This window comes from Pseudomonas sp. TE36184, from assembly GCF_054060055.1.
Window position 1 is genome coordinate 4,785,660 of record NZ_JBSSCU010000001.1, and the last position, 19,480, is coordinate 4,805,139.

Below are 19,480 nucleotides of genomic sequence, written 5' to 3' on the forward strand. Positions count from 1 at the left end.
CGCGATGCACCCCAATGATGATGACCGCACCCAGTTCATGCCGCGCCCGGGTGGCCGTGCGCCCGAACCCGTGCGTGCCGAACCGGCGCCGCTGTCGATGCCGGCCGCGCCGATCCTGACCGGCAAAAGCCACGGCCTGAACCCGCTGGAAAGCGCCGCCGGCCCGCTGCTGGCCTTGCTGACACGCCTGCGCAACACCATCGCCCACCCGGCGCCGGCCAGTTTGCGTGCGCAGTTGCTGGCCTATCTGCGCCAGTTCGAAGAGCGCGCCGAAGCTGCTGGCGTGGCGCGCAACGAAGTGCTGCTGGCGCGTTACGCCCTGTGTACCGCACTGGATGAGGCGGTGTTGAGCACGCCGTGGGGCAGCACCAGCGATTGGGGCAAGCAGAGCCTGCTGATCACCGTTCACAACGAAGCCTGGGGCGGCGAAAAGGTCTTCCAGCTACTCGACCATTGCCTGCAAAGCCCACGCGAGCGCTTGTACCTGCTGGAACTGTTGTACCTGTGCATGTGCCTGGGTTTCGAAGGCCGCTACCGCGTGATGAACGATGGTCGCAGCCAGTTGGAAGCCCTGCGTGAACGTACCGCCGCGGCGATTCGCAGCGCCCGGGGCGACCACGAACGCGAGCTGTCGCCGCACTGGCGCGGCGTGACCGTGGCGCGCGATCGCCTGGCGCAGTTCATGCCGCCGTGGATCGCCGTGGCCATCGGCCTGGCGCTGCTGCTGGCGTTGCTGTTCGGCCTGCGCCTGAAGCTGGCCGCAGACGCCGAGCCGGTGTTCAAGAATATCCATGCCCTGGGCGAGATCCCGGTGCAGGCCATCGACCGCCCCGTGGCGCAGCCGAAAGTGATCGAGCGCCCGCGCCTGGCCGGTTTTCTGGTGGAAGACATCAAGGCCGGTCGCGTCGCGGTGGAAGACAAGGTCGACCGTTCCGTCGTGACGATCCGCGGTGATGAGCTCTTTGCGTCGGCCAGCTCCAGCATCGTCGACGACTACCAGCCGCTGATGCTGCGCATCGCCGACGCGATCCGCAAGGTCAAGGGCCAGGTGCGCGTCACCGGGCACAGCGACAACCGCCCGATTGCCACGCTGCGCTTCCCGTCCAACTGGGCCTTGTCCGAAGCGCGGGCCAAGTCGGTGCTGGAGATCCTCGCGGCCAAGACCGGCCAGGGCGATCGCTTCAGTGCCGAGGGCAGAAGCGACACCGAGCCGGTGGCGACCAACGCCACCGCCGAAGGCCGTGCCCGCAATCGTCGGGTTGAAATCACCGTACTCGCGGAGGGCGTCGAGTGAAGGCGTTTTTCAGTTTCATGATTCGCTGGGTGATCCCGTTGCTGGGCCTGATCGCCCTGAGCCTGATCATCTGGTTTGTCGGGCCCCTGCTCGACGTGCTGGTGCCCGAAGGGCGGCGCTGGGCGCTGATCGTCCTGCTGTTTGCGGCCTGGCTCGCCTACCGTGTGTTCCGCATCCTCCAGGCCCGTCGCCAGGCCGCCGAAGTGATGCGCAGCCTGGCCGCGCAAACCCCGGCCGACCCCAACAGCGTCGCCACCGCCGAAGAACTCACCAGCCTGCGCCAGCGCATGGACGAAGCCCTGGCCCTGCTGAAAAAAGCCAAGCTCGGCGGGGATGAGCGGCGCAACCTCTACGAGCTGCCGTGGTACGTGATCATCGGCCCACCGGGTTCGGGCAAGACCACCGCGCTGGTCAATTCCGGGCTGCATTTCCCGCTGGCTGCCCAATTGGGCGCCGGGGCGGTGCGGGGTGTCGGCGGCACGCGCAACTGCGACTGGTGGTTTACCGACCAGGCCGTATTGCTCGATACCGCCGGCCGCTACACCACCCAGGACAGCAACTCCCCGGTGGACAAAGCCGCCTGGCTGGGCTTCCTCGACCTGTTGAAAAAGCAGCGCTCGCGCCGCCCGATCGATGGCGCCTTTATCGCCATCAGCCTGTCGGACCTGCTGCTGGGCAGCGAAGCCGAACGCGCTGCCCACGCGGCGGCGATTCGCCTGCGTATCCAGGAGCTGTACACCCAGCTGGGCGTGCGTTTCCCGATCTACCTGATGCTGACCAAGCTCGACCTGGTGCCGGGCTTCATGGAGTTCTTCGACAACCTGAGCAAGGAAGAACGCGCCCAGGTGTGGGGCATGACCTTTGCCCTGGACGACGGCAAGCACAGCGACAGCCCCCTGGCGCACCTGCAAAGCGAATTCGCCGGCCTCGAACAGCGCCTCAACGAACGCCTGGTCGAACGCCTGCAACAGGAACGCGACCCGGCGCGGCGCGACCTGATCTACGGCTTCCCGCAGCAGTTCGGTGCATTGAAAGATTGCCTGCAAAGCTTCCTCGAAGGCGTGTTCAAACCCAACGCCTTTGAAGAGCGCGTCTTGCTGCGCGGCGTGTATTTCACCAGCGGCACCCAGGAAGGCAGCCCGATCGATCGCTTGATCGGCACCATGGCCCAGAGCATGAACCTGGACCGCCAGCACCTGGCACGCCAGAGCGGCAGCGGGCGCAGTTATTTCATCGAGAAACTGTTCAGCGCGGTCGCCTTTGCCGAGCGCGGGCTGGTGGGCGTCAACCCGCAGGTCGAGCGGCGGCGCAAATGGATCGCACGCGGCGTGCTCGCGGCCACCGTGGCGCTGGTGATCGTGGTCAGCAGCCTGTGGTGGGTCAGTTATCGCGCCAACCAGGCGTATATCGCCCAGGTCGACCAGAAGGTCGCGCCCCTGGGCCAGGCCGTACAGAACCTCAGCCCGGCACAGCGCGAAGTGCTCGCCGTGTTGCCGTTGCTCAACGCGGTGAAACACCTCGCCGGGGATTCGCCAAGTTGGTCCGAGGGCCTGGGCCTGTATCAGGGCGATATGCTCGAAGCCGAATCCGCCAGCGTCTATCGCAAGCTGTTGATCGCCGTCTTCGCGCCGCGCCTGGTGACGCGCATCGAGGAGCAACTGCACGGCGGCGGTAACTCCGACTTCCTTTACGAGGGCCTCAAGGCTTACCTGATGCTCGCCGACACCGAGCATTACGACGCGGACTTCATCAAGGCCTGGATCGCCCTCGACTGGGACCGCAACCTGCCGCGCGACCTGCCCGCCGATCAGCGCCAGGCGCTGGCCGAACACTTGCAGGCGTTGTTCGAACGTCACCCGCCGAGCGCACGCCTCGATGCGCGCTTGATCGACGACCTGCGTCGGCAGTTGCAACAACTGCCGGTGGCCCAGCGCGTGTATGACCGGGTCAAACGCCAGAAACTGCCCGACGGCATTCCGGACTTCCGCCTCAACGAAGCCGCCGGCCGCGACGCCGCATTGGTGTTCAGCCGCAAAAGCGGCAAGCCGTTGGGCGAGCCGCTGAGTGGTTTCTTCACCGCCAAGGGCTATCGCCAGGCGTTCCTGCTGAGCAGCCTGAACCAGACCGGCACCCTGGCCGAAGAGCAATGGGTGCTCGGCCATGAGCAGGCCGACCAGCAGAACGTGGTCAGCCTGGCCGCCGACGTGCGCCGCCTGTACTTCCAGGACTACCAGCGCCAGTGGGATGCGTTGCTTGCCGACATCGACTTTGTGCCGATCACCAGCGTGGCCCAGGCGGCGGACGTGCTGCGGGTGATTTCCGGGCCGACCTCGCCGCTGAAAAAACTGCTGGTGGCGGTGGCCAGGGAAACCGACTTGCAGGCAGAGGAACGCCAGTTGGCGGCCAAGGGCGTGCCGGTCGAAGGCGGCGTGGACAAGCTCAAGGAACGCCTGGGCAACCTGCTCGGCCAGGCGCAACCGAACGCGGATGCGCCGGCTGCTGCGGACGACCCGGTGACCGCGCACTTCGCCGAGCTCAACAGCATCGTCAGCAAGAACGAAGGCGAACCGGCGGCCATCGACGGTCTGCTGGCGGATATGAACGCGCTGTACGTGCAAGTCAGCGCCATGGTCGGCGCCAGCGGCGATGCCTTGCTCGGTGAGGCCAAGAACCAGGCCGCAGCGGCGGCCACGCGGGTCAGCCTGAACGCCGAGCGCCAGCCGCCGCTGGTGCAGGGCATGGTCAAGTCGGTGGTCAACTCGACCACCAACAGCATGATGGGCGGTGTGCGCAACCAGCTGAACGCGGCCTGGGTCAGCGAAGTGGTGAACGTGTATCGCCAGTCCCTGGCCGGGCGTTATCCGATGTCGCCGGGCAGCGCGCGTGACGCCACTCTGGATGATTTCGGCCAGTTCTTCGGCGTGGGCGGGGTGATGGATAACTACTTCCGCAAATACCTGCAGCCCTACGTCGATACCTCCGCACAGACCTGGCGCTGGCAGCCGGGCGCGGCGCAGAAACTCGGGATTGCGCCGGGTGTGCTGCAAACCTTCCAGCGCGCGGCGACGATCCGCGATGCGTTCTTTCGCTCAGGCGGTACTCAGCCGATCGTGCGTTTCGAGCTCAAGCCGGTGGCGATGGACGCCAGCATCACCCAGTTCCTGCTCGACCTCGACGGCCAGCAATTGAGCTACGACCACGGCCCGAGCCGCCCGGTGGCGATGCAATGGCCGAACCCCGGCAGCATTGGCGTGGTGCGTATTTCGATCATGCCGCCGTCGGCCAGCGGTCGTTCCGGCGTGACCCTGGACGGCCCGTGGGCCTGGTTCCGCCTGCTGGAACAATCGGACCTCACGCCCGGCAATGCGCCGGACCGCTTCAACCTGCGCCTGCGGGTCGACGGTGCGAGCATCGCCTACGAATTGCGTGCCAACAGCGCCTTCAACCCGTTCAAGAGCCGCGTGCTCAGTGGCTTCAGCCTGCCGGAGCGGTTATGACGACGTTGGGCTTCTACGGCAAGTTGGCCAGTCGCGGCGATTTTGTCAGCCGCGCCTTGCCGCAGAGCTTTATCGGCCCGTGGGACAGCTGGCTGGCGGCGGGCCTGCTCGCCAGTCAACACAGCCTCGGCGCCGGTTGGCTCAACGTGTATCTGGTCAGCCCGCTGTGGCGCTTTGTGCTGGCGCCCGGCGTGTGCGGGCCGAACGCGGCGGCGGGCGTGGTGATGCCGAGCATCGACCGGGTCGGGCGGTATTTTCCGCTGGCCGTGGTCGCGTTGCTCGATCACGACACCAATCCGGCGTCCCTGGTGGGCGGCCCGGACCGCTGGTTTGAAGAGGCCGAAGAGCTGTTGCTCGGCACCCTGGATGCCGGTGCCACCTTCGAGAATTTCAACGCCGGCCTCGACTGCCTGGGCTTGCCGGCGACGGAACCGCGCGCGGTGGACAGCCGTTTCGCCGGGCTGCAGCGGGTAGCCGCCACGGAACCTCATGCGCGCATGACCGCACTCGCCGAACAGGCCTGCGAAGGCGCCAGCCTGTGGTGGGGGCGTGGTTCGCAGACGATTTCCCCTGGTTTATTGCGGTGTCAGGGCCTGCCCGCCACCAGCGATTTTGCGCAGTTTTTGCTCGGACAAGAAGGTGTGATGTAGATGGGGTCGACGTACAAATCCGCGAGCAAAAGCCATGTGGGCATGGTTCGCCAGGTCAATGAAGACGCGTGCCTGGACCTGCCCGAGAATCGCCTGTGGGTGGTGGCCGACGGCATGGGCGGGCACGCCGCGGGGGATTACGTCAGCAGCCTGATCGTCGACAGCCTGCGCAGTGTGCCGCTGGGGCGTTCCCTCGAGGAATACTCGGCGGCCTTGCGCAACGACCTGATCCGCATCAACGCGGCCGTGCGTGAAGAAACCGCCAACCGTGGCGTGACCATGATGGGCAGCACCGTGGTGGTGTTCGCCGCACGCGGCTTGCGCGGCGTGTGCCTGTGGGCCGGCGACAGTCGCCTGTATCGCCTGCGCGACGGCGTGCTCGACGGCATTTCGCGCGACCACAGTTACGTGCAAGACCTGCAAGACAGCGGCCTGCTCAGCGAGGCCGATGCCCGTGTGCATCCGCGCGCCAACATCGTCACCCGCGCCATCGGTGTGGAAGCCCAACTGGAACTGGCGGTGGTCGACCTGCTGATCGCCCCCGGCGACAGTTACCTGCTGTGCAGCGATGGCCTGAACAAGACCGTCGAGGACCACGAGATTCGCGAGGTGCTCAGCCATGACGCCCCGGATGAAATCGTGCGCAGCCTGGTCCACCTGGGGCTGAACCGCGGCGCACCGGACAACATCACCGCCATCGTCGTGAAGGTATCGGCATGAACATCGTGATCCCGGGCTACGACATCGAAGGCGAGATCGGCGAAGGCGCCATGGCCAGCGTGTACCTGGCGACCCAGCGCTCGCTGGAGCGCAAGGTCGCGCTCAAGGTGATGGCGGCGGCGCTGGCGGCGGACCCGAGTTTCTGCGAGCGCTTCCTGCGCGAAGGCAAGACCCTGGCGCGGCTGTCGCACCCGCACACGGTGACCATCCATGACATCGGCAATGTCGGCGAGCTGTATTACATGGCCATGGAGTACCTGCCCAACGGCACGCTCAAGGAGCGCATCGCCGCCGGCCTCACTCCGGAGCAGGGCCTCACGCTGATCCGCCAGATCGCTTCGGCGCTGGGTTATGCCCATGCGCAGGGGTTGGTCCACCGCGACGTCAAGCCGGCGAACATTCTGTTCCGCGCCGACGGCACCGCCGTGCTGTCGGACTTCGGCATCGCCAAATCCCTGGACGACCGCACCCAGTTCACCCAGGCCGGTTTCGCCGTGGGCACGCCGAGCTACATGAGCCCGGAACAGGCGCGTGGCCAGGAAATCGATGGCCGCGCAGACCTGTATGCGCTGGGCGTGGTGCTCTATGAAATCCTCGTCGGTAAGCTGCCTTATAACGGCACCGACGCGCTCTCCACGGTCTTGGCCCACCTGACCGAGCCGCTGCCGGAACTGCCGCTGCATCACGGGCGTTATCAGGACGTGCTGCGCAAACTGTTGGCCAAGGACCCGAATGAGCGCTTCCCGGATGCGGCGGCGTTGCTGCTGGCGCTGGATCAACTGCCGACCGAGTCGCCGGACGCCACGCAGGTGCGGCCGTTGCCGATTCCGCTGAGTTTCGATCTGGCCGGCATCACTCCGCAATCCATCGAGATCCCGACCGACAAGCCGCAACCGGCGCGCCAGCCGGTGGTGCCGCCAACCCCACGGCACACGGTGTCCGAGCAGCGCCGCGGGCCGGTGTTGGCGTTGGCCGCCGTGGCGGTGGCGGTTGCCTTGGCCATAGGTGGCGCGGGTTACTGGTGGTTGAGCGGCAGTGATCAGCCCGCCAAGCCACCGGCTGCGACAGTGCCCAAGGTGACACCATCAGTGACGCCACCGGTGGCGGTCGCCGAAGTGGACGGCGGTCAACGGCCCTTGCTGATGGCGGGCAAGAAAACCCTGTTCCAGCGCGTGCTCAGCAAACCCGGCGCGAAACTCGCCAGCGCTGCCGGCAGCGCGCCAGGCAAAGCCCTGCCGGCGTTTTCCGTGCTCTATGTGTATCAGCGCAAGGACGTCGACGGCAGCCCATGGCTACGCGTCGGCGCCGCCACCGATGGGCGCAGCGACGGTTGGTTGCCGGCCGCCCAGGTCAGCGACTGGAAGCAAAGCCTGGTGCTCAAGTTCACCGAACGCTCCGGCCGGGCGCCGGTGATGTTCCTGCGCCAATCCGGCGAAGTGGAAAAGCTGCTGGCCGACCCCGCCGCTGCCAAAGGCGTGCTGGCCAAGGCGCAGAACAACCGCGACGACAACGGCCAGGTGCTGGCCCTGGAGCCGGCCGCCAGCGCGGTGCCGCAGAACCAGTTCTACCTGCTGCCGATCTTCGACTCCAAAGAGAGCTTCGACGACAACGGCCAGCCGGTGCAGTTGCTCAACGTCGCGTCCATCGACCCTGGCAGCAGCGCGGTCGCCAAGCCCGCGACCGCGCTGATCAACGCCAATGCCGATGCCTTCCGCACGGCGGTGGTGCTGGTGGTCGACACCACCGTGTCGATGCAGCCGTATATCGACCAGATCCGCGATGTGGTCCACGAGCTGCAAACCCGCATCGCCGAACGCGGCGAGTTGGACAGCGTCAGCTTCGGCCTGGTGGGTTTTCGCAACAGCATCAAGAAAACCCCGGGCCTGGAATACGTGGCCAAGACCCTGATCACCCTCGACCAGGGCCGCGACCCGCAGCGCTTCCTCGACCTGGCGCGCGGGGTCAAGGCATCGACTGTGTCCAGTCACTCTTTCAACGAGGACGCGTTTGCCGGAGTGATGCAGGCTGTCGAAGGCATGGACTGGTCCGGCTACGGCGGCCGTATCATCCTGCTGGTCACCGACGCTGGCGCGCTGCGCAAGAACGACCCGTTCGCCGCCACCCAGATGAACGAAGCCGAAGTGCGCCAGGCGGCGCTGGGCAAGCAGATCAAGATCTACGCCCTGCACCTGCGCACCGACGCCGGCAAGAAAACCCACGCCGGCGCCGAAAGCCAGTACCGCATCCTCACCGCCGACGCCAACCCGCAGATCGGCGACCTGTATACGAAGGTGCCGGGTGGCGATGTACGCAAGCTGGGCGAGCGCGTCGATGAGATCGGCACGGTGTTCGCCAACCTGGTGCATCAGGTACGCAATGACACGCCGCAGCCGCTGCCCTTGCTGAGCGCCGCGCCAAGCCTGGCGGATAAATCCGCCGCCATCGGCTACGCCATGCACATGGACTTCCTCGGGCGCAAAGCCGCGAGCCAGGCGCCGCAACTGGTTAGCGCCTGGACCGCCGACCGCGACCTGACCAACCCGGCGCTGCCGGCGTTCCAGGTGTGCGTGATGTTGACCAAATTGCAGCTCAACGACCTGCAGCAGTCGCTGAAACTGATCGTCGACGCCGCCCGCAAAACCCAGACCTCGCCCAAAGACTTCTTCCAGGAAATCGCCAGCGCCTCGGCCTATATGAGCCGCGACCCGCAGGCCCTGCGCAAGGGTGGCAACCTGGCCGATGGCGGCATTCTCGGCGAATACCTGGAAGGCCTGCCGTACCGCAGCAAGTCGCTGAACATGACCCAGGACCTGTGGCTGTCGTTGAGCGTGGCCGAGCAGGAGGACTTTATCGACGAGCTGGATTCGAAGATCCGCCTCTATGAAACCTTCCACAATGACCTGGCCAACTGGGTCCGTTTCGGCGCTGCCGAGCCGGGCGATGCGTTGTACCGCGTCCCTTTGTCGACGCTGCCGTAATGCTGAACCTGAACGCGGTACACAAGAGCCGGGGCGTCGGTGCCCAGCGCTATAGCCTGGTGATTCCGGCGTTGCACCTGCGCGCGGGGGAGCAAGTGGCGATTGTCGGGCCGAGCGGGTGCGGCAAAAGCACCTTGCTCGACCTGCTGGCCCTGGTGCTTGCGCCGGATCAGGTGGACCGCTTCGAATTCAATCAGACCGATATCGGCGGGTTGTGGCGCGCTGATCGGCAGACCGCCCTGGCCGAGCTGCGCAGCCGGCACCTCGGTTACGTCCTGCAAACCGGCGGCTTGCTGGGCTTTCTCGATGTGCGCAGCAATATCGCCTTATCCCGGCAACTGCTGGGGTTGAAGGACGATGGCAGCGTGGCGCGCCTGGCCGAGCAATTGGAAATCAGCGATCAACTGGCCAAGAAGCCGGCGGCGCTGTCGGTCGGCCAACGCCAGCGCGTGAGCTGCGCCCGCGCCCTGGCCCATGCGCCGCAATTGGTCTTGGCCGATGAGCCGACCGCGTCCCTCGACCCGCTTAACGCCGAACGGGTGATGCAAGCGCTGTTGGCCCGCGCTCGCGAACACCGCGCCGCTTGTGTGATCGCCACCCATGACGAACCCCTGGCTCGCGCCAGCGGCTTGCAGGTGCGCCGTATCGCTTGCCGTCGCGACACTGATGGCGGCATCACCGCCACCCTCGGGGAGGTGTGCTGATGCGCCTCGGTCTGGTGGCTTCCCTGGCTTGGCAGGATTACCGCAACGATGCGTGGCTGTCGGCCTGCGCGGTGCTTGCGCTGGTTGCCGTCGTCGCGCCGTTGCTGGTGTTGTTCGGCCTGAAGTTCGGGCTGGTCAGCAGTCTGACCGAGCGCCTGGAGAACGACCCGGCCACCCGTGAAATTATTCCGTTGGGCGGTGGTCGATTCAGCCGCGCCTTTGTCGAGCAGTTGGGCCAGCGCGGCGACGTGGCGTTCGCCATCCCGCGCACGCGGCAGATCGCGGCGACCGCGCAGGTGGGCACATTGACCCTGGAAATGCTGCCGACTGCGCCGGGCGATCCACTGCTCAACGGTTTGCCGATGCCCCAGGGCCTGGCGCAGATCGTGCTGAGCCACACCGCCGCCGAGAAGCTCGCGGCGCGGCCCGGGGATTGGCTGGAAACCGGCTTTGCGCGCCAGGTCGCGGGGCGCGTCGAAACCCGGCGCACACGTTTGCAGGTACTCGCGGTACTGCCGCTGGAAGCCTTCGCCCGCGACGGCCTGTTTGCTGAATTGAGCCTGCTGGAAGCGGTGGAAGACTACCGCGACGGCCGTGCCGTGCCAGCGCTGGGCTGGGACGGCGACGCGGTCGGCGCGGGCGAGCAGCGGGTGTACCCGGCGTTTCGCCTGTATGCGCGCAACCTCACCGATGTGGAGCCGCTGCGGGTGTTTTTCGCCGGGCAGAATCTGTTGGTGGCGACCCAGGCATTGAGCATCGCCCAGGTGCAGTCGTTGAGCCGCAACCTGTCGATCGTGTTCTGGATCATCGCCGGGTTGGCCTTGGCGGGGGCGTTCGCGGCGATCTTCGCCGGGGCGCTGGCCGCCGTGGCGCGCAAGCGCAGGGAGTTGTCGGTGTTGCGCCTGTTGGGCTTTTCCACCGCCGCGCTGTTGCTGTTTGTGGTGCTGCAGGCGCTCTACAGCGCCGGCTTGGCCGCTGTGTTCAGTGCGGGTCTGTATGGCCTGGCCGAGGCGGGCTTGAATCAATTATTCGTGCAGGTGCCGGGCGAACACGCCAGCCACCTGCTGGCGCGTCATTACGGCCTGGCCCTGGTGGCTGTGCTCGGCGTCAGCGCCGTGGCGGCAGCGTGTGGTGGTTGGCGCGTGGCGCGTATCCAGGCTTCTGAAGGAATCCGAGATGTATAAGTTACTGGGCGCCGCCTTGGCGCTGAGCCTCGCCTCGCTGGCGTGGGCCGATGAGGCAAGCGATAAGCTCGACAACCCCAAGCCGTTGCCGGACGACGTCAGCCTGCCGCTGCCGTGCGAAGGCAACATGGTGTTCCGTTACGTCTATGTGCTGGCCCAAGGCACGTTGGACGACCGCGAGATCAGCCTCGGCTACCCCTTTGCCGAAGGCGAGGCGGGCTATCAGCAGTCGTTCATTTCCGGCTATCGCCGCGACTTCATCAACGGCCAGTTCAGCCTCAAGGACCTGCCGAAAGACTGGAACAACGTCATCACGCCCTTGATGCCGAAGACCGACGCCAAGACCCCGCTCAAGCCGATGCTCTACTTCATCGGCAAGTACGAAGTGACCGCGCGCCAATACGCCCTGGTGATGTCCCAGGCGCAATCGCTGGCCAGTGGCGAACCGGCGCCCGCGTGCGATGCGCCCAGTGGCATGGCCGGGCGTTTGCCCAAGGTCAAGCTGTCGCGCTTTGAAGCCGAACGCTTCTCGGCGGTGTACAGCGCCTGGCTGATGAAATACCACCGCGAGTTGCTGCCGGTGAGCGGGCGTGGCGCTTCGGCGGACGACGGCGGCCTGGGTTTTGTGCGCCTGCCCACCGAAGTGGAATGGGAGTTCGCCGCACGCGGGGCCCAGGCCGTGAGCCGCCAGGACTTGGAAGGGCGCCTGTTCCCGCGGCGCATCGAAGGCAGCGAAAGCGACGGCCCGCTGGCCGATTGGGCGGTGTTCAACCAAGTCGCCGGCGGCACCGGCCAGGCCGCGCGGCTGATGCCCATCGGCACCAAATTGCCCAACCCGATCGGCCTGTTCGATGTGATCGGCAACGCGGCGGAAATGGTCCAGGAATCCTTCCAGCTGGTACACGCCGGGCGTCGCCAGGGCGCCTATGGCGGCTTTGTGGTCAAGGGCGGCAATTACCTGGAGGGCGAAGGCACGCTGTTCACCGGCATGCGCCGCGAGTACCCGTTGTTCGCCGCCGACGGCACCGAGCAAAGCAACGAGACCACCGGCTTTCGCGTGGCGATCGGCGCGCTGTCGGCACCGCGTTCGCGCTACAAGGAGCTGTTCGCGCAGTGGCAGAAAGAAGGCCGCCTGGCCTCGCTGACCGATGCCATCGATGACGCCCAGGACCCGACCAAGCGCCTGGACAGCATCATCGCCGCCAGCGTCGACCCACGCCTGCAAGCCGAGCTGGGGCTGGTCAACGAAGAGCTCAAGCGCAACGTCTCGCTGATCGCCCAGCAACGCGAAGAAGCGGCGGGCAACCTGATTCAGTCGGCGGCGTTGGTGGCCGAGACCATCAATAACTACAACATCCGCCTGACCAATTTGCAGAAGAGCCGCCAGCAGGCCGTGGACGCCAAGGACGAGGCCAGCGCGCAGCTGTTTGCCGCAGCCATTGCCAACGGGCGCAGCGCCCTCGACGGTGCAGTGGCGATCTATATCGACAACCTGGCCACCGGCACGCGTTACACCGATGCGGTGATCCAGGCGCAGTTTCAACGGATCAAGGAAGAGTTGGATCGCAAGCCAGTGCTCGGCAAAAGCCTGGTGACGCGCGCGACACTGTTCGTTCGCCATGTCGGCAACTACCGCAAGCAACAGCGGGCCGACCCGGCAACGATCTTGAAGGAATTGCTCGCAGCCAGTGGTCAGCGGTCTTGATCGCTGGCTATAGAGCGAGCTTGGAAGGGACTCAGGCGGCGGTGGGCCGTGCTGGGCAAGTCAAACTTAAAAGAGAACACACCTATGCTTTTTTCCCGTAAGGCGGTTTCCAAGCGTCACTTGCTGCTGATCGCAGCCGGTTTCAGCACCGTGTTGACTGGTTGTGCCACGTCGCCGACGTCCAAAGTCGCGTCGAGCACCAAGGTCGAGTATTACCCGAACTGCTACGAGCCGGTGCAGCACCTGCGCGCGACCGATTCGGACATGACCAAGTCGGTCGTCACCGGCGCGGCCATCGGCGCTGCCGGCGGTGCATTGCTCGGCGCCCTGACCGGCGACTCCGAGAAGCGCGGCCGTAACGCCGCAATCGGTGCCGCGGGCGGCGCCCTGGCTGGCGGCGCGGCGGGTTACTACACCGAGCGTCAGAAGCAGATCGCCGATGACAACCAGCGTATTGGCTCCTACGCAGCCGACGTCAATAAAAGCGCCTCCGACATCGACCGCAGCACCGCCTACGCCAAGGCCTCCCAGCAGTGCTACCAGAGCGCGTTCACCAAGCTGGTGGCCGACCGTAAAGCCAAGACCGTCAACGACACCGAAGGCCGCAAGCGCCTGGCGGAAATCGTCTCCGGCCTGAAGGAATCCAATGACCTGATCGTCGCGGTCAACGGCAAGGCCAGCGAAGACCTGAACAACTACACCCAGGCTTACGAGAAAGACCTGCAACAGGTGGGCGTGCAGCGCAACGACGTGGTCACCGTGGCGACAGCGGATGCCACTCCGGCGGTCGTACCGGCCAAGAAAGGTAAGTTGACCAGCAAAGTCGTGACCAAGCGTCCGCCGCTGCCTGTGGTGCCGAAAGAAGCGGTCGCCACCGAAAGAACCTTCCAGACTGCCCAGACCAAGCAAGATGAAAGCAAGAAGGTCGCCAGCGCCGGTAAAGCACAGATCGAAGGCACTTGCCGCGATCCGAACCTGGCCGACTGGGCGCCGGTGCCGTGCCCTAACGTATAAGCAAGTTGTTGCTATAAGCGGTAAACGCCAACCGATCTCCGGCTAAAGCGCGAGATCGGTGGCGTTCTTTCGGCAATTCGTTACACTGCTGCGGCCACTCAATAATTACACCGAGGCCGTGTGCATGAAATTTCGTCTTCTCCTCTGGGTACTGGGCCTGATGATGGGCAAAGCCAGCCGCACCAACCCTGCGTTCCAGCAGCAGTTGGGTGACAAAGACCTGGCGTTCCAGTTGCAGACCCTCGACGGCAAGGTTGCCCGTCACTTCATCGTCAAAGACCAGCGCATCACCAGCCGCTCGGGTGTCCACCCTGCGCCGGCCTTCGCCATTGCCTTTAAAGACGCCGCCTATGGCTTCGCCACGATGCAGGCGAAGAACAAGCAACTGGCGTTCATGACGGGGATTCAGGACAAGTCGATCCAGATCAAGGGCAACCCGGCGCTGGTGATCTGGTTCCAGGGCTTGACCAAGTATTTGAAGCCGAAGAAAAAGCAGTAGACCGAGGTGGATTCATCGGGGGCAAGCCCCCTCCCACACTTGACCGTGTTCGCAGATCAAAATGTGGGAGGGGGCTTGCCCCCGATAGCGATCTAACAAGCTACCGATTCAGCCCTGGCTGAACTGCGAGGCCAATTCGCGCAACAGCACCTCGGCATCCAGCACCTTGGCCACGACTTCTTCAGCCTTGTCACGGCTCAAGCCCAGGCGTTCAAGCAGCTCGTCGGGGATGGTTTCGTGCGGCCCGGAGCCGATGCCCCGGCTGCGCAGCAGGCGCACGGCCAGGCACACCAGGTTGGGGTACTCGGCGTATTGGCCGTCGTAGGTTGGGTGACAAAGACCTGGCGTTCATGACGGGGATTCAGGACAAGTCGATCCAGATCAAGGGCAACCCGGCGCTGGTGATCTGGTTCCAGGGCTTGACCAAGTATTTGAAGCCGAAGAAAAAGCAGTAGACCGAGGTGGATTCATCGGGGGCAAGCCCCCTCCCACACTTGACCGTGTTCGCAGATCAAAATGTGGGAGGGGGCTTGCCCCCGATAGCGATCTAACAAGCTACCGATTCAGCCCTGGCTGAACTGCGAGGCCAATTCGCGCAACAGCACCTCGGCATCCAGCACCTTGGCCACGACTTCTTCAGCCTTGTCACGGCTCAAGCCCAAACGTTCAAGCAGCTCGTCGGGGATGGTTTCGTGCGGCCCGGAGCCGATGCCCCGGCTGCGCAGCAGGCGCACGGCCAGGCACACCAGGTTGGGGTACTCGGCGTATTGGCCGTCGTAGGACGGGTCGTGCTGGAAGCGCAGGGCGGTGGACAGTTCGTCCGGCATGTCCCAGTAGCGCATCAGCCAGGCGCCGATCTGTTCGCGGCTGATACCCAGCAAATGCTGCTCCACATAGCTGTGGCACAGGTGCGGGTTGACCTCCAGGTGTCGGCAGATCAGCGAGAAGTGCGGCGGAAACACGTGGGCCAGCAGCAGATAACCGAAGTTGTGCAGCAGACCGGCCAGGTAGGTCAGGCCGGCTTCCGGGCGTTGCGCGCGCGGCATGGCGCGGGTCAGGCCTTCGATGACGGCGGCGGTGTAGATCGACTGGTGCCAGTACGGCGTGGCCTGGTGCGGGTGGTCCTTGGGCAGGCTCAGGGTTTTGCCCAGGGCCAGGCCCAGCGCCAGGTTGATCACCAGGTCGAAGCCCAGCACCCGCACGATGGCGTCTTCCACCGAGCGGATCTTGCCCGGCGAGGCGTAATAGGGCGACGCGGCCCAGCTGACCACCTGGGCGGCCAGCGCCGGGTCGGTTTCGACCACGCCGGTGATGTCGTCGATGGTGGCGTTGGGGTCGACGCGCAGTTTGATGATTTTCTGCGCAGTGTCGGCCAGCGGCGGAATCTCGATGGTCGCTTCCAGGCGTTGCTGGATGCGCCGGGCCGTGAACGCCTGCATGGCCTGGGTGATTTCCTCGCGGTCATCATGGGGCCGGTCGAGGTTGGGCCGGATGTTGCTCAGCGGCTCGCCGAATTGAGCGGCGCTGGCCTTGGTCAGCATGGTCTTGAAGTCGGCGCTGGCGATCTCCAGCAGCAAACCGGCTTCGCCCGAGTGAACCAGCAGGCTCGACTCATCGAGCAGGCTGCCTTCATACAGGCAAGGTGAGCTGGTCAGCGCCGGCAGGCCGGGCAGCAGGCTGAGGTCATGCTTGCCCAGCATGCGTTCGATACGTTCCGGCGACACCGATGTCAGGCGGCGGCCGGTGAGTTCGGTCAGGCGGTTGAGGTCGAGCAACTGGTTCTGCGGGAACAGCACCATGAGCGCGCCCACCGCATCTTCCAGCAGCACCGCCTGGATCTTTCGCGCAGGGTTCAGGCCCGGATGTTCGGCGACTTCCGTGTAGCTGATGGAGAGTTTCGCGAGCAGCGCCCGAATAACCGGCGGGGCGGTCAGTGGTGCGGCGGCGTGGGCAACTTCTGACATGGCCTGATCCAAATTCGTACAGTCTTTGGAGTATAACCAGCTTGATACAAATGTTGGTCGGATAAGTGAAACAGGCGTCACACTTGGCCGTATTGCTGCCCATGCCTGAGCCAGCGATCCAGCAGCGGGCTGACGTGATCCGGCCAACGCTCGAGCAGGGCCTGGGCCGCATCGCGCACTGCCGGCAGCAGGTCGGCGTCGCGCATCAGGTCGGCGACCTTGAATTGCAGCAGGCCGGTCTGGCGGGTGCCGAGCATCTCGCCGGGGCCGCGCAGTTCGAGGTCTTTTTCGGCGATGACAAAACCGTCGTTGGTTTCACGCATGATGCCCAGGCGTTGACGGCCGATCTGCGACAGCGGCGGATGATACAGCAGCACGCAGTGGCTGGCCGCGCTGCCCCGGCCGACGCGGCCACGTAGCTGGTGCAGTTGCGCTAGGCCCAGGCGCTCGGGGTTTTCGATGATCATCAGGCTGGCGTTGGGCACGTCCACCCCGACCTCGATCACCGTGGTGGCCACCAGCAGTTGCAGGTCGCCGGCCTTGAATTGCGCCATCACCGCGGCTTTTTCCGCCGGTTTCATGCGCCCGTGGATCAGCCCGACCTTGAGTTCGCCCAAGGCGCTGGTGAGGTCTTCGTAAGTGGTTTCGGCGGCCTGGCAGGTCAGCTCTTCGGACTCTTCGATCAGCGTGCATACCCAATACGCCTGGCGGCCTTCGGCGCAGGCGCCGCGCACGCGCTCGATGACTTCCACGCGCCGGGAGTCGGTGACCAGCACGGTATTGACCGGGGTGCGGCCGGGCGGCAGTTCGTCGAGGATCGAGGTGTCGAGGTCGGCGTAGGCGCTCATGGCCAGGGTGCGTGGGATCGGCGTGGCGGTCATGATCAATTGGTGCGGGCTCATGCGCCCGCCCGCGCCTTTCTGGCGTAGGGCCAGGCGCTGTTGCACGCCGAAGCGATGCTGTTCGTCGATGATCACCAGCGCGAGGTTCTTGAACTGCACTTCGTCCTGGAACAGCGCATGGGTGCCCACCACCATCGGTGCGCCGCTGGCGATCTGCTCCAGCGCGATTGTGCGGTTTTTGCCTTTGAGTTTGCCCGCCAGCCACGCCACTTCCAGGCCCAGCGGTTCGAGCCAGCGCTTGAAGGTGATGAAGTGCTGCTCGGCGAGAATCTCAGTGGGCGCCATCAGCGCCACCTGGTAACCGGCTTCGAGTGCCTGCAGGGCGGCGAGGGCGGCGACCACGGTCTTGCCCGCGCCGACGTCGCCCTGGATCAGGCGCAGCATGGGTTCGGGCTGGCTGAGGTCGTAGGCGATTTCATTGCCCACGCGCTGTTGGGCACCGGTCGGCGCAAAGCCGAGGTTCGCCAGGTACTGCGCGGGCAGGCGCGTGGCCTTGGGCATCGCCGGGGCGCGCAGGGAGCGCATGCTCTCGCGCAGGCGTTGCTGGGACAGTTGGTGGGTCAGCAGTTCTTCGAAGGCCAGGCGGTGCTGCGCCCAGTGATGACCGAGGGCCAGTTCGTCCACGTCCGCGTCGGCCGGTGGGTGATGCAGGTAGCGGATCGCATCGTCCAGCGGCGCCAGTTGATAGTCGCGGGCCAGCTCCACGGGCAGCCAATCGGGCAGGCTTTTCGGGCCGAGCATCGTCAGGGTCTGCTGGCACAGTTGGCGCAGGCGTTGTTGGGTGAGGCCTTCGGTCAGCGGGTAGATCGGCGTCAGGGTGGTGTCGACCGGCGGCGGCTCGTCGCCCGTAATGGCGCGGTATTCCGGATGGTAGATCTCCAGGCCCGAGGCGCCGGGGCGTGCTTCGCCGTAACAGCGCACGCGGGTGCCGCGCTTGAGGCCTTCCTTCTGCGCGTTGCTGAAATGGTAGAAGCGCAGGCTCAGGCCGCCGGTGCCATCCTGCAGGCGCACCACCAGGCTGCGGCGCTTGCCCATCACCACGTCGGCGCCGCTGACGGTGCCTTCGATCACCGCGTCCTGCCCAGGGCGCAAATGACCGATGGGCACCACGCGGGTGCGGTCCTGATAGCGCAGAGGCAGGTGGAACAGCACGTCCTGAAGGTTCTCCAGGCCGACCTTGGCCAACTTCTCAGCCATGGCTTCGCCGACACCCTTGAGTGCCGTCACCGACACCTGCGACAGCTCAGTCATACAGTGGCTCAGCTCGCAGCAGGCGGTTTGGCCACCGAACACAGGCGGATCGAGTCGGCCAGGATCTCAATGGCTTTGGGCCGCGGGAAGCTGGCGCGCCAGGCGATCGCCACGGTGCGGAACGGCACCGGCGGCGTGAGCGGGCGCACGGCGATCACGCCCGGGGCGTAGTGATGGCTGTCCACCGCCGACAGCGGCAGGATCGAAATGCCCAGGCCGGAGGCGACCATGTGGCGAATGGTTTCCAGGGAGCTGGATTCCACGGTGGTGTGTTTGGCGCCGTCGTGGCCCTTGGTCAGGGTCGGGCAGGCTTCCAGCACCTGGTCGCGGAAGCAGTGGCCTTCACCGAGCAGCAGCAGGCTCTTGTCGTTGAGCAGGCCGGCGTCGATGCTGTCTTTCTGCGTCCACGGGTGCGAGGCCGGCATCAGCACGTAGAACGGCTCGTCGTAGAGCGGCAGGGTCAGGACGTCAGCCTCGTTGAACGGCAGGGCGATGATGATCGCGTCCAACTCGCCGTTGCGCAGTTTGTCGCGCAGCACGTGGGTGAAGTTTTCTTCGATATACAGCGGCATCTGCGGCGCGACGCGGTGCAGTTGCGGAATCAGGTGCGGGAACAGGTACGGGCCGACGGTGTAGATGGCGCCGACTTTCAGCGGCGCGGTCAGCTGGTTTTTGCCAGCCTGGGCCAGTTCGCGAATGCTTTGGGCTTGCTCCAGGACCTTTTGGGCCTGGGCAACGATGCCTTCACCGACCGGGGTCAGGCGCACGGCGCTTTTGCTGCGCTCGAAAATCAGCACACCGAGTTCGTCTTCAAGCTTTTTCACGCCCACCGACAGCGTCGGCTGGCTGACGTGGCAACGCTCGGCCGCGTGGCCGAAGTGTTGTTCTTGGGCGAGGGTCACGATGTAGCGTAATTCTGTAAGAGTCATAGCGGGCGTCCATGAGGTTGCGAGCCAAGCATACCGGCTGCAATCGATAGACACACGTTATCAGAACTTTGATAAGGATTGAGCGGGGAATGTGCGAGATTTTGCTGAAGCGATAAAACCCGATGTGGGAAGGGGCTTGCTCCCGATGGCGATGGGTCAGTCGAGGACGTGTCGACTGATGTACCGTCA

General features: G+C 65.3%; 13 protein-coding genes and 2 pseudogenes. 11 read left to right on the top strand and 4 right to left on the bottom strand.

Annotated features, from left to right (window positions below):
- Positions 1 to 4: 4 nt before the first annotated feature.
- The 10 genes from ACVWZP_RS21405 to ACVWZP_RS21450 all read left to right on the top strand — a co-directional run bounded on the left by ACVWZP_RS21405 (position 5) and on the right by ACVWZP_RS21450 (position 14,245).
- The gene (locus tag ACVWZP_RS21405; RefSeq protein ID WP_169881720.1) at positions 5 to 1,294 is read left to right on the top strand and encodes a DotU family type VI secretion system protein; all 1,290 of its coding nucleotides are present in this window, start codon (positions 5 to 7) and stop codon (positions 1,292 to 1,294) included.
- Positions 1,291 to 4,791, top strand: a complete 3,501-nt coding sequence (gene tssM / locus ACVWZP_RS21410) for a type VI secretion system membrane subunit TssM (RefSeq protein ID WP_046381635.1) — start codon at positions 1,291 to 1,293, stop codon at positions 4,789 to 4,791. Before ACVWZP_RS21405 ends, tssM begins: the two co-directional genes overlap by 4 nt.
- Complete coding sequence (tagF, locus tag ACVWZP_RS21415) at positions 4,788 to 5,441, top strand: type VI secretion system-associated protein TagF (protein ID WP_017849971.1); 654 nt, start codon at positions 4,788 to 4,790, stop codon at positions 5,439 to 5,441. Before tssM ends, tagF begins: the two co-directional genes overlap by 4 nt.
- The gene (locus ACVWZP_RS21420; protein WP_046381636.1) at positions 5,442 to 6,161 is read left to right on the top strand and encodes a PP2C family protein-serine/threonine phosphatase; all 720 of its coding nucleotides are present in this window, start codon (positions 5,442 to 5,444) and stop codon (positions 6,159 to 6,161) included.
- The gene (locus tag ACVWZP_RS21425; RefSeq protein ID WP_457370147.1) at positions 6,158 to 9,139 is read left to right on the top strand and encodes a protein kinase domain-containing protein; all 2,982 of its coding nucleotides are present in this window, start codon (positions 6,158 to 6,160) and stop codon (positions 9,137 to 9,139) included. Before ACVWZP_RS21420 ends, ACVWZP_RS21425 begins: the two co-directional genes overlap by 4 nt.
- Positions 9,139 to 9,843, top strand: a complete 705-nt coding sequence (locus tag ACVWZP_RS21430) for an ABC transporter ATP-binding protein (protein WP_046381638.1) — start codon at positions 9,139 to 9,141, stop codon at positions 9,841 to 9,843. The genes ACVWZP_RS21425 and ACVWZP_RS21430 overlap by 1 nt, the downstream gene beginning before the upstream one ends.
- Positions 9,843 to 11,027, top strand: coding sequence for an ABC transporter permease family protein (locus ACVWZP_RS21435; RefSeq protein ID WP_126585193.1), 1,185 nt, complete (start codon positions 9,843 to 9,845; stop codon positions 11,025 to 11,027). Before ACVWZP_RS21430 ends, ACVWZP_RS21435 begins: the two co-directional genes overlap by 1 nt.
- Complete coding sequence (locus ACVWZP_RS21440) at positions 11,020 to 12,732, top strand: formylglycine-generating enzyme family protein (RefSeq protein WP_046381640.1); 1,713 nt, start codon at positions 11,020 to 11,022, stop codon at positions 12,730 to 12,732. The genes ACVWZP_RS21435 and ACVWZP_RS21440 overlap by 8 nt, the downstream gene beginning before the upstream one ends.
- Before the next feature lie 84 nt (positions 12,733 to 12,816).
- Complete coding sequence (gene tagQ / locus ACVWZP_RS21445) at positions 12,817 to 13,746, top strand: type VI secretion system-associated lipoprotein TagQ (RefSeq protein WP_046381641.1); 930 nt, start codon at positions 12,817 to 12,819, stop codon at positions 13,744 to 13,746.
- A gap of 124 nt (positions 13,747 to 13,870) precedes the next feature.
- Positions 13,871 to 14,245: a hypothetical protein gene (locus ACVWZP_RS21450; RefSeq protein WP_046385148.1), complete on the top strand. Its 375-nt coding sequence runs from the start codon at positions 13,871 to 13,873 to the stop codon at positions 14,243 to 14,245.
- Between the two features lie 108 nt (positions 14,246 to 14,353).
- Here ACVWZP_RS21450 and ACVWZP_RS21455 read toward each other — a convergent pair.
- Positions 14,354 to 14,575 (bottom strand): annotated as a pseudogene (locus tag ACVWZP_RS21455) (histidine kinase); the annotation flags it as partial.
- 11 nt (positions 14,576 to 14,586) lie between these two features.
- Here ACVWZP_RS21455 and ACVWZP_RS21460 point away from each other — a divergent pair.
- Positions 14,587 to 14,700 (top strand): annotated as a pseudogene (locus tag ACVWZP_RS21460) (helicase); the annotation flags it as partial.
- Positions 14,701 to 14,808: 108 nt separating this feature from the next.
- On the opposite strand, the gene ACVWZP_RS21465 reads toward ACVWZP_RS21460, so the two are convergent.
- From ACVWZP_RS21465 to ACVWZP_RS21475, 3 genes are all read right to left on the bottom strand, one after another.
- On the bottom strand, positions 14,809 to 16,209 hold the full coding sequence (locus tag ACVWZP_RS21465) for an aminoacyl-tRNA deacylase and HDOD domain-containing protein (protein ID WP_017846068.1): 1,401 nt from the start codon (positions 16,207 to 16,209) through the stop codon (positions 14,809 to 14,811).
- Between the two features lie 77 nt (positions 16,210 to 16,286).
- Entirely contained in the window at positions 16,287 to 18,362 is a 2,076-nt protein-coding gene (gene recG / locus ACVWZP_RS21470) for an ATP-dependent DNA helicase RecG (protein WP_256822414.1), read from the bottom strand.
- Positions 18,363 to 18,370: 8 nt separating this feature from the next.
- Positions 18,371 to 19,291 (bottom strand): hydrogen peroxide-inducible genes activator, encoded by a 921-nt coding sequence (locus tag ACVWZP_RS21475; protein ID WP_046381642.1) that lies wholly within the window; start codon positions 19,289 to 19,291, stop codon positions 18,371 to 18,373.
- Positions 19,292 to 19,480: the final 189 nt, after the last annotated feature.